This is a genomic window from Pseudoalteromonas sp. BZB3 (genome assembly GCF_040104455.1).
Taxonomy (GTDB): Bacteria; Pseudomonadota; Gammaproteobacteria; order Enterobacterales; family Alteromonadaceae; genus Pseudoalteromonas.
In genome coordinates this window covers 60,922-74,714 of record NZ_JBECOS010000020.1, presented here as the reverse complement: position 1 = coordinate 74,714, position 13,793 = coordinate 60,922, and the positions used below count along the sequence as shown (strand labels likewise).

The following is a 13,793-nucleotide window of genomic DNA, read 5'->3' as shown; positions in this document are numbered from 1 at the left end:
TTCGTACTTAGGTAATTCATTTAATGAAAAGAGGTAGCTTGCTTTAGCCCTTTCACCTGTTGTTTAGCATTGAAATAAGCACGTAGAGTACTGATCCTAGGAGAGGACTCATATAGCTCCGAAGCTAAGTCAAATGCAGTCTCAAAGTTATCTTGTGAAATAAGATTTCGGATTCTGATGGTCTCAAACCAAATTTTATTGTCTGATTGTGTTTGAGCATTGGAAAGAAGCTCTTCAGCTTGGTCAAAATCGTTAAACTGAGCCTTTAAAATTGCTTCAAAAGCAATTACATCTTCGGTGTATTCTTTATTAATGATTAAAGTTTTAGTTTTATCGAATAACTCTTGGGCCAATATGCTGCCAAAGTTATTAAGCTTATAATACCAATAGTCGAACAATACTTTAGGTGAAGACTTATGGCTACGATAGAGCCTTAGGGTAATAGCATCTGAGTTACGATCTCCGCCTAAATGAGCATATATTGTGCTAGATATTCTTAGTTGTTCTTCTTTTATCCATGTATTAATAGGCCCCCAATTACTTTCGCAAAATAGTTTTGCCTGTTTATAACAACCTTTTTTCAGGAGTGATTTTGCTTGCTCGATAGTATTTTGTTGTTGTTCTTGTAACACTAAATCCACTTATGATCCTTGCGTATGGTATAGCTGGTTTCTGTAAGCTTGAAAATAAAGCTAATACTTTAAATTTAATTTACCTATATATTAAACAGGAATTAGCAAGAAGGCATCAATAATAAAAACGGCGAGTGTTGGCACGCCGTTTTGTTTGGGGGATCTTTGTCAAATAAAAGTTTATTGAAAGTACTGATTCAAAGCTTGTTTTAAGTGTTCAGCCATTGCGTCACGATGATATTTTCTGACACCATAGCTTTGCTCTAGGTGAATAAAGCGTTTTGCAGAAGCATCTGCGCTTTTATGGCAACTATCAACAGAGCCATTTGAATGGCGACCTTGCACATTCCACGTACCACCCAGGCTTTTAGTATCGTTACCATAAACACAGGCTTTAATTTTGCCACCCGCTTCGACGTTTTTTCTGAGCAGTTGCATAATACTGTGTTCATTGTCATTGGTTGCATAACGCACACCCTCACTTAAATTAAGCATTAGGTCGTTATCGGTACCACATTGAGATTGTAACTTGGCACGAGTGGTAGAGCCAAAACCGTGATATTGAATAAATACGGTCGTGTCATCGTAGTTGCTAGCTTGTTCGTGGGCGACTTGAAAATATGACTCGGTTTGGTGCGCAACGTCGCTTGCAGAGTAATTTGTGCCTGTGCATTCGCTGATATCATGACTGCTGTCACGGCGTGTCCCTGCAAGCATTAGTAACTTGCTCTGTGTGTGTAAGAAAGCGTCAATTGATTGCGTACCTGTGAAAGAGTCGCGCTTTGGGTGAGGTGCTTGAAGTACCGCATTTAGGCCATTTGGGTTAAGCACATAAGTGCCGCCACCTTTAAAATCGGCACTTGGTAATTGGTTTTTCTCTTGTAATAAGTAGTAAGTATTACCCGTGTCTACATCTGAAAACTGAATGACTAAATAGTCAATTTGATGGGCATAGTCTTCAGCAAGCGGCCAGTTTTGTTGATAAAAGGCATCAAACATTTTCTCGAATACCTTTTGATCATGTGCGGATGGCATCACCCAGCGATCATCGGCTTTGGTGCCATAGTTATATGACTTCAAATGTTTGTCTAACTCACCAGACATCACAGTGATTGCTTTAGAAGGAAAGCTGAAAAAAGTAATGAGAAAAAGTACGAATGTGATGATGACGTAAAATACCAGTGGACGAGCACCATTTGATGTATTGGTTGTATCAGGTTCGAATAAATGCATATTGCACCCCAAAGTTTTGGAAAACTGACCCAGTTACATCCTTGGTAATACTTAAAAAGTATTAGTCTGTTTTTTTTAATTACTAAAGTAGTAGTATTATTATCAGGGTTTGCAAAAAAGTACTAGTGCGATTATTTAAAATGAGTAAATAGTATTAGCTAGAGGCTAGAGGCTAGAGGCTAGAGGCTAGAGGCTAGAGGCTAGAGGCTAGAGGCTAGAGGCTAGAGGCTAGAGGCTAGAGGCTAGAGGCTAGAGGCAACCGAAGTAACATATGTGGTCAGCTCGGTTGCGTTATTGGGATGTAGAAAGGTTAAAATTGGGCGTGCGGGCCGAATACCTCGTAGTGAATTCGACTACTGCAAACACCTAGGTTTTCTAATTCGGTTTTAGCAAACTTCATGAATCCAATCGGCCCACAGAGATAAAAGTGACCTGTTTGCTTTGGCAGTTCGATTTGCGAAAAATTAATCAAGCCAGTAGATTGATTTTCCTGTAATTGAGACTGTTTCGTTTCTCTTAACCAAGTATGGTGCGACCATTGGTTTTGCTCACATAAAGTTGCAGTTTGCAGTGCAAACGAATGTTGTTCTTGGTTTTCACAGGCATGTAAGAATGTCACTGGGTGTGGATATTTAATATCGGACTTAAATTCAAGCATAGATTGCATTGGTGTGATGCCAACTCCAGCAGAAATAAGCACAACCGGAGATTGTTTATCTGTAAAATAGAAATCCCCAACGGGGGCATGTAAGTCGACAACATCTCCAACATTCAAATGATCGTGCAGGAAGTTTGATACAATACCATTATGCTCACCTAACTCTCGCTTTACCGAGATGCGATAGCTGCGTCCATTAGGTTTATCCGATAAAGAGTATTGACGTATTTCAGTATGTTCAAACTGTTCATTGCTGATTTCAATACCTAAGTATTGGCCGGGTTTAAAGTCTGCAACGGCTTGTTCATCGACAGGAATAAACACAAAACTGGTCACCAATTTTGATTCAGGCGTTTTACTTGTGAGTCTAAATGCACGTTTGCCTTGCCAACCTCCAAGTTTATTGGCGTTTTCAGCATAAATTGAGTTTTCTTTATTGATAAAGATATCAGCGAGTACGCCATAAGCTGTGGTCCAAGCGTCTTTTATTTCTGGTGTAAAGACTGCGCCTAATAATTCCCTAAACGTCTCAATTAAATGCAGACCAACAATGTCATAATGATGCGCCTGAATGTGAAAGCTGGTGTGTTTGTTTGCAATGCGCTCTACCGCACTTTTTAATGCACTCAGGTTATCTATGTTTTTTGCATAGGCCAGAATTGCTTCAAATAACGCGACCTTTTGACGACCTGTATGCTGGTTACTCATGTTGAAAATGTGTTTAAGTTCAGGGTTCTCTCTAAACATACGATTATAGAAATGCTCTGTGATGGCACTACCACCTTGTTCAATAATCACAGACGTACTTTTAACAATATCTATGTGCTGTTTGGTTAACATGACTTTCCTCAATATTAAAAACTAGTGTGACCTAAGTGATAAGCGCCGATACAGCGGATCACATAAGCAACTTTGAATAACGCGCTAAAAATGATTGTTGCGATATGGCTAGCAATCTGCACTGGCAAAGAGAACTGTTCTGCTAGTGAAAAGCTAATAATGAGCGAGCAAAGCGTCAGTAATAACAAAATCACCATGGCACGGCTGCCAAACTTTAAGCAGTATTGATAAAGGGGTTGCTCTGATAGGACTTTAGATTGCATAAAGCTTACTCTTAATTAAACGCGACGAGTTATATAAATCAACATTGATGCCAATTTTTATGTTGTTGATATTAATGGTTTTAACTTTTCTTTTTATAAAGCTGGAGTCATTTTGACTTTTCTGGTTGTGAGTCTATTTGACTCATTCGTGTGTGGTTGAATTAGACTTTAGTTGGAATCGTTTCGCATTACGCGCTAGACTTTCTTCTAGTTGTTAATCAAGTGTTTAATATGGTGTATGAGAATTACTTTTTTTGTGTTTTTTGCATTTTTTAGTGTGGTAGCTATCGGCTCAACAAACGCAGAGTTTGATGAGTTTAAGGTGCAAGCAGAAAGCTTGAAGTCATCTAAAGAGCGACAAATTTTGCTCAAGAAGGCTGGTGGTTTATTGGACAGTAATGTGTTGACACAATCTCAAACTGCATATGTGCTTCATAGAGCTGGTCTGGTGTGCATCCGAGAAGGGTGTTTTGAACAAACAGTCACTTATTTAGCGAGATTAGAAACCTTACTTGAGTCATTTGAAAGCTTAGAGTACTCAGGTAAGTTGAACCTCTCTCGCGGTAATATGGCGATGACCCGGGGTAATCACTTCGAGGCAATACCTTACTTAATTGCTGCTTCGAACTTCTTTGAACAAGCTGAATTACATACTTTATCATCTCATGCTAATCGGTTTTTGGCTCATGCTTATCAACAGTTAAATAAATACTCCGATGCTGTGATCGCGTTAGATGCCTCACTTGAGGCGGCTGTTAAAGCGGAAAATGTGCAACTTGAAATGGCAGTTGCACGGCAGAAAAGTGCTATTTACACCAGTTTAGACTTAATTGAAAAGTCACTAGAGATCCAGTTACAGCAACTGCAGAAAATTCCATATTTGCCGCAAAAGTCTCAAGAGTTTTGGATGAACGACACGTTTTGGGGGCTAGCTGAAAGTTATGCTGCGCTTGGGGAACATGCAAAAAGTTACGATTATTTCAATAAAGTCCACGACATAGATAAACGACTTAATGGCAAACAAGATCAAGCTGTCACGCTAAGAAGGATGGGCGAGCAGAAAGTCGCGCTAAAACAATTTGAACGAGCTGCTGAACATTTTAAGCTGTCTTTAGCTATTTTGGCTGAGCTAGATATCCCTCTTGCTGTTTTAGATACGCAAACTTATATCAGTGAAATGTATCTACGCGAAGGTAAACTTCAAATAGCCCAAGACACACTTGAAACAATTATTACGCAGTTGGATATAACTAAAAATATAAATGCTTACGCAAGAGCAAGTTATCTATTGATTGATACCTATTTGCAGAATGCATTGTATGAGCAGGCACACCGACAGCTTTTAATAACTGAGCCACTCAAAAATAAAGACATAGCTAAACATTACGGTTTTCTAGCGCAAGCATTACAAGGGAAAGGTGATTTAGAAGGCGCATTTGAAGCGCAAAACCAAATGCATTTGAATTACAAAAACAAAATGAAAGAACAAGGGAGTCTTAAGACCCTTGTTTTAGCATCTGAGTCAGAGTATGTGGCAGGTCAATTCGAGTTAAAGCAAGCAAAAGCGGAGCAGGCTTTATTAAAAGCTGAACAAACACTTACACGTTATATTGGCTTCTCAATTGTTGCTGTTTTATTGTTTATTATTTTGTTTGTGTTGGTTTTTACTCGACAACGCAGAGCGAGGTTGGAGCAAGAAACCAAGCATTTAAACCAAGCGTTAGAGCTAAAAAAGCAGCTGCTTGCAGATGTGTCTCATGAATTACGTACACCACTTGCTGTTTTAAAGCTTCATTTAGAAGCACTTGAACATAATCTTGTGTCAGATCCTCAGTCGACCTACAAGGTATTAAATCAGAGGTTAGATAACCTAAATCTCCTAATATCAGATATTTATGAGCTCGCTCAGGCTGATACAGGTACATTTAACTTAAATTTAGAAACGCATGATGCGAGTGAGTTATTCGATGACTTAGCAGGGCAAATCGAAGATGTACTTTGCGACCATGATTTACATCTTGAGGTGAAAAAGTCATCACTCGATAAGGCATTACTTGAAGTAGACGCAGCAAGATTACATCAAGTCGTTGCTAATTTGAGTCGAAATTCTATCCACTACACAGATAAACCTGGGGAAGTGTGCTTTGAAGTTTCACAAACTGAACAGGTTGTAATTTTGTCCTTCTCGGATTCAAGCCCAGGTGTATCTGAGCGAGATTTACCGCATTTATTCGAACGCTTATTCCGCTGTGATAAGTCTCGAAGTCGCGATCTAGGTGGGTCGGGACTCGGATTATCTATTTGTGAAAAGGTAGTAGAAGCCCATGGTGGTGAAATTAGCGCTTCTCACAGTGAATTAGGTGGCTTAAAAATAGAGATTACATTACCTATAGCCCGATAGGGCGCAATTATGCCAATCCTAATAATAGATCGCTTCGTTAAGAGGGGTTGAATTATATATTCAATTCTGGATAGTTTTTAAGGTGTTTAATATTTATTCAATCTAACGGTCTTCTGTCTCTTTTTGTAGTTAGATGTTAATTTAATGTTTCATCAACTATCTAAGGAGAAGAACGATGAAACTTACACTTAAAAAGAAAAACCTTAAAACACTTCAGCAACCTTTAGCAAATAAACAGTTAGGCGAAGCAGCGACACCTCAGGTCGGTGGTGGTGCAAAGCCCATTGATGACGAAACATTTACCCACCCATTTATTTGTACATCATTTGTTGGCTTCACTTGCTAATCAAAAGGAGTTTAATGTGTTGAAACTAAATAAAAAAAGCTTAAAAATCTATCTAAAAAACACAAGCTATTAGATGAAAAGCAAACACCAGCAGTTGCAGGTGGTGTAACCACCTCTCGAGTTTGGTGTGTCACTACAGGCCTTTGCACTGATACACAGCTTTGCTAAGTCTCGATAATTTTTTAGTTAGAACATAAAAAAGAGGCTTCGCCTCTTTTTCTATTTATAATTCCTAGTCAATTAAAACGCTTACAACCAATTTAATAACTGCCCGCTTTGTAAATTAATTGTTTTCACGATTAACAATTGCATACAATATATTGCATTCTTGTTAATGTGCTGCTTTAATGTTTGGTGTTTGAGCGATTTGTTCAAATAAAAAACAACAAGTAAGGAAGAGAAATGAAAATAAAAAAACTTGCAGTACTGGTAGCAGGCTCACTTTATGGCATAACTGCATTTGCAATGACAGCACCGCAAATGCAGCAAACAAATACCATCAACACTGAGCATCATCATCATCATCATCATCATCACCATGGTGTAGAAAATGAAGCACATGTTGAAAATGCTCCGACTGCAGAATCTCACTATGCTGAACAACCTGTAATGATGCAAATGAATGCATTCTCATTAGCGAATGAACAGGCTGCGGCAGTATGTAATGTTAATGCTTTGGCAACCACTAATAGTACGACTTTAATCAATGAAATTAAGTCTCAAGGTGTACAATGTGTAAACGAATTATTCTCAGCATCAAGCAATATTCAAGCAACTGCATTTGACTCGAACAATATGTATGCAGTGGCAAATCACGTAAAAACTCTAAGCCAAAACTATCAAGGTGGTGGTGATGCAAATATCGAAGCCATGTTCTTATTCTTACGTGCGGGCTACTTTGCTGAGTTTTATAACGATCAAATTACTTTTGCAGCTTGGGTGACCCCAGCAATAAAAAAGGCGATTGATGCCTTCGTAAATAATAGCCACTTCTACGACGACAATGATGCGCATGGTCAGACCTTATCTGAAGTCATCATTACAATGGACAGCTCAGAACAACAAGACGTATATTTACCAATCATTACACAGTGGCTAAATCGTTGGAACGAGAGTTATGCAACAAAGTGGAATATGCGAAATGCAGTAAATAATGTATTTACTCTACTTTTCCGTGGCCAATGGAACAACGAATTTCAAGCAAAAATTGGTACGCAAACCGACCTTGTTGCAGCACTAAGAAAATTTTCAACCAGCAATTATATGATTGATTCAAGCGCTGAGTTTATGTTGGCTAATGCAGCACGAGAATTAGGCCGCCTTAAAAAATATTCAGATACAGCCATTCAGAGTTCAGTTGATGCAGGACTTAAAGACATTTTCAGTCGTTATGAAATGGTCGGTTTTGGTGATGTAGCTTGGTTAGGTGCAGCTGATACGGCCAGTTATTACGGTAATTGTAATGACTATGGCATTTGTAATTACGGCGAACAGTTAGAAAACCAAGTTCTTTCGCAAACATATATCTGTAGTAGCACAATTAAAATCCGTTCACAGAATATGACAACGGCCCAACATCAAGCAGCCTGTAGCAAAATGGGTTACGAAGAAGGTTATTTTCATACCAAGCTAGATACTAACAATATGCCTGTTGCTGATGACAATAATGTGCAGTTGCAAGTCAATATTTTTGATTCAAGCACTGACTACGGCAAATATGGGGGACCAATTTTCGGCATCAACACTAATAATGGCGGCATGTATTTAGAGGGCGACCCTTCGAAACCAGGTAATGTGCCAAACTTTATTGCGTACGAAGCCAGTTATGCGAACCCTGATCACTATGTGTGGAACTTAGAGCATGAATATGTACATTACCTTGATGGACGATTCGATTTATATGGTGACTTCAATGCACCAACAGAGGCCATTGTATGGTGGAGTGAAGGCGTTGCTGAATATATTGCCAATGAAGATAACAACCAAGCAGCGATTGATACCATTAAAGATGGCTCAACTTTCACGTTAGGTACAATCTTCAATACAACTTATGATGGCTTTGACCAAGACAGGATCTATCGCTGGGGTTATCTAGCTGTTCGCTTTATGTTTGAACGTCATATAGATGAAGTAAAGTTGATGCTGAACTCGACTCGAACTGGTGATTGGGCAGCGTATAAGGCGCGTTTAAACAACTGGGCAGTTGATTACGATGCTGAATTTACCCAGTGGACACAAAAGCTTGCAAACGGCGATAAATTAAATGAAGCACCTGTAGTGGCGATTAACGGTCCCTATATGGCAAACAAGGCTGAACTAATTAATTTCTCTAGCCAAGGCTCATTTGATAAAGAAAGCAGCATCGCAAGTTATACATGGAACTTTGGTGATGGCACATCAAGCTCTGAAGCGAACCCTGTACATAGCTATGCACAGGCAGGTGAATATACAGTGACACTCACTGCTACTGACACAGAAGGGGCGAGCAGAACTGAGTCAACAACAGCAACTATTTTAGGTGATACGACGCCGACCAACCAATTGAAAAATGGTGAATCAAAGGCTATTTCTGGCGCGCAAGACAGCGTATTGAAATTCACGTTTGTGGTACCTGCAGGTGCAAGTAATCTGACCTTTGCTTTAAACGGTGGTACTGGAGATGCCGATCTGTACGTGAAGTTTGGTTCAGAGCCGACCATGTCTGACTATGATTGCCGTCCTTATATCGGTGGTAATAACGAAACATGTGAGATCAGTAATATACAAGCTGGGACTTACCATGTGATGGTTTATGGTTACAACAGCTTTGATACGTCGATTATGGCGAGCTTCAATGCAGGTTCAGGCTTCAATGTACCTGATGCGTGTGCGACAAGTGGTCCTGTAACAGGTGGTCGTTTATATGACGGTCAAGTGAGATGTTTGGCTGAGCAAGACACAATCTGGTTAAGCTTAGAAAATGTAAGCGGCCAAAACAGCATCGCAATCACAACCGCCAATGGCTCGGGCGATTTAAGTCTTGAATATAGCAACCAAGGCTGGCCTACCAGCACGAATGTAGATGCTTCTTCTACCAATAGCGGCAATGGTGAGTGTATTTATATCAACAACCAAAGCCAATATTGGGGCTACCTTAAAGTATCGGGTAACGCCAAAGGAGCTTCAATTGTGGTTGATTACAACACACCAGGTTGTCGATAGGCGTAGACTTCTAACGCGAACTTAAAAAGCGTTTAAAAGCAAATCAGTTATTAATTTTTTTATAAAACAACCCCCAGAGCAAAAGGCCAAAACCACCTTAGGTTTTGGCCTTTTTATTGCCCGGTTACATTAATTTACAAACTAGATAAGAATAAAACTAAAAACTGATGCTAAAGGCTTTTCATAAACTCGATTTGGAATCAAAATAGAAACGCTTATTTGAACTAGAAAGGATGCACCTATGAAACGCTGCACCGTATTTACCTCAGTTTTCCTTGCCTTATTAACTGCTGGTTGTAGTAATGATGAGGGACCAGACACGCCATGCGGAGACCTGAGTACTCCAGAATATGTTATTCAAGACTATACACTGAGTGTATTTAATTCTGATCTGCGGGGAGAGTATGTTGGTGGAGATGCTTATGAAAGTCTTGACGCCATTGACTTTCAGAACTTTATTATAAAACTTGATATAGAGAAAAACTCGCTCGCTAAACGATTTGATTCTATCTTTGACTTTTCACTCATGAGTAAAGCATATGCTTGCTCACCTGTGTTACCTTTCACAGAGCAGCGCATTTCGAGTATTAAGATTACTTCTAGTGCCGCTTTCAATGATGATTTACCCGCAGGAAGCAGTTTGAATGATGTTTTTGATGTGGTGTACCTAGATTACGTACACTCTCCTTATTACAGTGAACAAAATGGCGATGTAGACTATTTTTCTGTGGCAGAGTTCATTGCGCAGCCAGACAATATGCCTGCAGAAATCACCCAATTGGCGCTCAATACAGAACCCAAATATAAACAAAATCATATTTTCTATATAGAAATTAATTTTCACTCAGGAGAGCAATTCTTATTGGAGTCTAGAGAGATTAGTTTTAATCAATAAGCATGATGAGTTGTGGCACCTTGTATTCATATAGCTTGGCATACATTAAAAAGATCACTACAAACTACTTTTGAATTCTCTGGTCTATTACTTAATTTGTTTTTGGTTGAATATTTATAGACCAAATTTGACTAGTGTTACTTCTAAACAAATAGGAGTAACACTATGCACATCCCAAAAAATCAAAAAATGCCCGACGCTGTTGCCGTCCAATTTATCCATGACTTTGGTTTTGGATGTTTAGTTTCACAAGATTTAGTTAGCTCACACCTGCCATTTATTTTTGATCAAGATAGCAACACGCTCTATACACATTTAGCAAAAGCTAATTCACATCACAAAGTCTTAGATGCAAAAGAAGTGCTGATTATTTTTTCAGGGCCCCATGCATATATTTCTCCTAGTTGGTATGAAAAAGGCCCTGCCGTACCGACATGGAACTATGCTGCGGTAAACGTTAAAGGAAGAGTAAAACTTCTCGATGGACAAGAGACAATGGCTGTAGTGACTAAAACAGTTGAAAAATACGAAGCAGACTTATTCAATCAAGTTGATATTTATAATCATGAATTTAATGCGCGTTTGTCTCGCGCTATCGTTGGAGTTGAAATAGAAATTTTAAGTATAGAGGGTAAGCTCAAGCTTGGACAACATCGAAGTGCTACCGATCAACAAGGGGTTTTTGATAATTTGAGTTCAAAAGACGCTGCATCACAAATGCTTGCACAATACATGCAAAAAATAAATGTCGGTATTGGTTGTATTGAGACGAATTAAACGTACAACCCATTTCTGGTTTGGCATCTTCACATTATAATTTATAGAGCGTTCATAAGTGGTTATGCTGCAAGCTCATAGGAACAGAGTTTTTTATTTATCATCTCCCACTTAATTTATGGTCTCTAGACACTGTGTAGGTATTAGGCTGTACTCCATATGCAATGTAAAGCAGGGAATGAATTTTACAAGAAAGGTTAAAGTTCAACTTGCTGATTTATAAGCATTAATGTTTGACGGTCAAAATGTTATTAAGTATCCTCGCTTGCGATTAAATTTTTTTAATTATGCACACTCTCAAAGGATATGTTTTGAAATACCTACTTATTACGATCTCCATAGCAGTTTTGGCTGCTTGCTCCAATCATGACGCATTAAACGATGCCTCAATTAATAAGTCACCTAAAAAAATACCAAAAAAGGAAACAGTTTTTGGTTATGAAATAAATGATCCATATCGTTGGATGGAAAAAGAAGAAAATGAACTGAAAGCTTGGATGTTAAGTTCAGCCAAACAAACAGATGAGCTGCTTGGGTCTCAAGCAGGTAGGCTTCGTTTAGAAGAAGCGACTACAAAGTTATTTGGCGCACAGTCGAGCTTTTCTCAAGCCAAGTTGTCAGGCGATAAACTTTTTTATTTGCATAAGAGCTCTACTGACTCCGTCGGAAAATTATATGTTCGTATAGAAGGAGAAGAGCGCTTAATTGTCGACCCTGCTAAGTACAACAATAATGATGGTAGTTCGGCAGCAATACATAGTTACTCAGTTTCTCCTAGCGGTAAATATATTGCTTTTCACATTTCTCCAGACGGTTCTGAAGTTGGAACTGTTAGAATTATTGATACAGATTCTTTGCGAATTTTAGACACAGAGGTATCTCCTGTATGGGGTGAGTTTGTTGCCAGTTGGAAAAACGATACAGAATTTTCTATCACTAAAATGACATATGCAATAGACAACGATCCCATTCAAGGAATGGTTGTTGAGAATGTTAAACTAGAAAGCGCTGAGCGTAATCTAGAGCTAGGGGTTGAAATAGACAACGGGGCTAATTTTAATTCTGCTGAATTCCCTGTTGTAATTTATCCAAAAGATAGTCGTTGGGTATTAGGCAAAGGCACCGGAGCTAGACCTGATCACAGACTGTTGATTAAAGAGCAAGGTAAATCAGAATGGCAGGTTGTAGCGGACTATAAAGATAGAATATCGAGCAGTGCACTAATTGGTAATGAATTGTATGTTCTATCTAAAAAAACAGCCCCTGATGGAGAGGTATTGAAACTTGACTTAAACAGGTCACAAAATCTCAATGATGCTACGCCAGTTTTAGGGGAAGGTGATGAAGTCCTTACATCAATTACTGCTGTAAATAGTGGTTTGTTTGTTGTCAGCATGAAAGATGGTTTTGATAACGTACGCTTCGTAGATCTTAATAAAAAGATCACTAATATTTCTCTTCCATTTGATGGCGTAGTTAGATCTCTTTCAAGTGACAACGCTTCAGACGCGATAATATTTTCTGTAGAAAGTCCAATGCATTCTCGAGAATACTTCAAATATAACTCTGGGGAGATAACTTCTTTAGGCTTGAATAGCGCTACACATGAGCTTCCAACTGGCTATAAAGTATTGAGAGAGTTCGCTAAGAGTGCAGATGGCACTTTGGTTCCGGTAACAATATATGGCAAATCTTCAGATTTAAAAGACCCATCTCCAACGATTTTATATGCCTATGGTGGCTACGGTACCTCAATTAGGCCTAATTATCGCCCAAGGATGTTCCCATTCAATGAAGAGGGGGGTATCTGGGTAAATTGTCATGTCAGAGGAGGTGGTGAAAAAGGCCGAACTTGGCATGAGATGGGAAGAGGCAAGAATAAACCAAATGGCCATGCTGATTTTATCGCTTGTGCTGAGCATTTAGTGAAAACAGGCAGAACCGAGCCAAATTTATTAGGCGCATATGGCGTGAGTATGGGGGGCGTTTTAGTTGGTCCCGCAGTTTTAAAACGACCAGATCTTTTTGGCCATGCAGCGCTATCAGTTGCAATTCTTAACCCTACAAGAATTTTACAGTCTAAGAATGGCGCGAACCAAATTGGTGAATTAGGTGACCCTAAAAATGAAGAGGATTTTAAAGCAATACTTGCAATGGACGCTTATGAAATGCTTAATGATGTTAGTGCTTTGCCAGATATCTACCTTGATGTAGGTCTTAATGACAAAAGGGTTGATTATTGGCATACAGCAAAATTTGCTGCAAAGTATTTATCATCAGAGCATTCAGGAATGCTATTGATTAGGGCTGACGATAAGATAGGTCACGGCGCAGGATCAAGCACTCAGCAAAACATAAGACGTTATGTTGACCTTTACAGCTTTATGCTTAATAGGTCTGGTCACCCAGATTTTCAGTCTCAAAAATAGTTAAATATAAATTTGATATTTAGTTTTAATTTTTCGAATAGGAGGGGCTCCTCCTATTTTTTATTATGTCGCGTTTCTTTGAGGGCGAAAGTGGTGCTTATAAAAGTACTAGGCGTCA

General features: G+C 39.0%; 10 protein-coding genes. 6 read left to right on the top strand and 4 right to left on the bottom strand.

All coding sequences use genetic code 11. The features are described from left to right. Positions 1–20: 20 nt before the first annotated feature. The 4 genes from ABMY35_RS20490 to ABMY35_RS20475 form a co-directional block, all read right to left on the bottom strand. On the bottom strand, positions 21–641 hold the full coding sequence (locus tag ABMY35_RS20490; RefSeq protein WP_349287922.1) for a hypothetical protein: 621 nt from the start codon (positions 639–641) through the stop codon (positions 21–23). A gap of 171 nt (positions 642–812) precedes the next feature. Next, positions 813–1,865 (bottom strand): hypothetical protein, encoded by a 1,053-nt coding sequence (locus ABMY35_RS20485; protein ID WP_349287921.1) that lies wholly within the window; start codon positions 1,863–1,865, stop codon positions 813–815. Positions 1,866–2,175: 310 nt separating this feature from the next. Further along, positions 2,176–3,363, bottom strand: a complete 1,188-nt coding sequence (gene hmpA, locus ABMY35_RS20480; RefSeq protein ID WP_349287920.1) for an NO-inducible flavohemoprotein — start codon at positions 3,361–3,363, stop codon at positions 2,176–2,178. A 14-nt stretch (positions 3,364–3,377) separates the two neighbouring features. Then, complete coding sequence (locus tag ABMY35_RS20475) at positions 3,378–3,626, bottom strand: hypothetical protein (protein ID WP_349287919.1); 249 nt, start codon at positions 3,624–3,626, stop codon at positions 3,378–3,380. Positions 3,627–3,864: 238 nt separating this feature from the next. Between ABMY35_RS20475 and ABMY35_RS20470 the strand changes: the two genes are divergently transcribed. The 6 genes from ABMY35_RS20470 (at position 3,865) to ABMY35_RS20445 (ending at position 13,675) form a co-directional block, all read left to right on the top strand. Further along, positions 3,865–6,027: an ATP-binding protein gene (locus ABMY35_RS20470; protein ID WP_349287918.1), complete on the top strand. Its 2,163-nt coding sequence runs from the start codon at positions 3,865–3,867 to the stop codon at positions 6,025–6,027. A gap of 175 nt (positions 6,028–6,202) precedes the next feature. Further along, positions 6,203–6,373, top strand: coding sequence for a hypothetical protein (locus ABMY35_RS20465; protein WP_349287917.1), 171 nt, complete (start codon positions 6,203–6,205; stop codon positions 6,371–6,373). 402 nt (positions 6,374–6,775) lie between these two features. Next, a complete protein-coding gene (locus ABMY35_RS20460; protein WP_349287916.1) occupies positions 6,776–9,574 on the top strand; it encodes a collagenase in 2,799 nt (932 codons plus the stop codon). 241 nt (positions 9,575–9,815) lie between these two features. Further along, on the top strand, positions 9,816–10,469 hold the full coding sequence (locus tag ABMY35_RS20455) for a DUF5034 domain-containing protein (RefSeq protein WP_349287915.1): 654 nt from the start codon (positions 9,816–9,818) through the stop codon (positions 10,467–10,469). 165 nt (positions 10,470–10,634) lie between these two features. Next, on the top strand, positions 10,635–11,246 hold the full coding sequence (locus ABMY35_RS20450; RefSeq protein ID WP_349287914.1) for an FMN-binding negative transcriptional regulator: 612 nt from the start codon (positions 10,635–10,637) through the stop codon (positions 11,244–11,246). A 311-nt stretch (positions 11,247–11,557) separates the two neighbouring features. Next, positions 11,558–13,675 (top strand): prolyl oligopeptidase family serine peptidase, encoded by a 2,118-nt coding sequence (locus ABMY35_RS20445; protein WP_349287913.1) that lies wholly within the window; start codon positions 11,558–11,560, stop codon positions 13,673–13,675. The last annotated feature ends 118 nt before the right edge of the window (positions 13,676–13,793 follow it).

What these genes read in the sequence shown, in the direction of transcription:
- ABMY35_RS20485 (WP_349287921.1), bottom strand. Translation starts at nt 1,865, where the DNA reads ATGCATTTATTCGAACCTGATACAACCAATACATCAAATGGTGCTCGT.
- hmpA (WP_349287920.1), bottom strand. Translation starts at nt 3,363, where the DNA reads ATGTTAACCAAACAGCACATAGATATTGTTAAAAGTACGTCTGTGATT.
- ABMY35_RS20475 (WP_349287919.1), bottom strand. Translation starts at nt 3,626, where the DNA reads ATGCAATCTAAAGTCCTATCAGAGCAACCCCTTTATCAATACTGCTTA.
- ABMY35_RS20470 (WP_349287918.1), top strand. Translation starts at nt 3,865, where the DNA reads ATGAGAATTACTTTTTTTGTGTTTTTTGCATTTTTTAGTGTGGTAGCT.
- ABMY35_RS20465 (WP_349287917.1), top strand. Translation starts at nt 6,203, where the DNA reads ATGAAACTTACACTTAAAAAGAAAAACCTTAAAACACTTCAGCAACCT.
- ABMY35_RS20460 (WP_349287916.1), top strand. Translation starts at nt 6,776, where the DNA reads ATGAAAATAAAAAAACTTGCAGTACTGGTAGCAGGCTCACTTTATGGC.
- ABMY35_RS20455 (WP_349287915.1), top strand. Translation starts at nt 9,816, where the DNA reads ATGAAACGCTGCACCGTATTTACCTCAGTTTTCCTTGCCTTATTAACT.
- ABMY35_RS20450 (WP_349287914.1), top strand. Translation starts at nt 10,635, where the DNA reads ATGCACATCCCAAAAAATCAAAAAATGCCCGACGCTGTTGCCGTCCAA.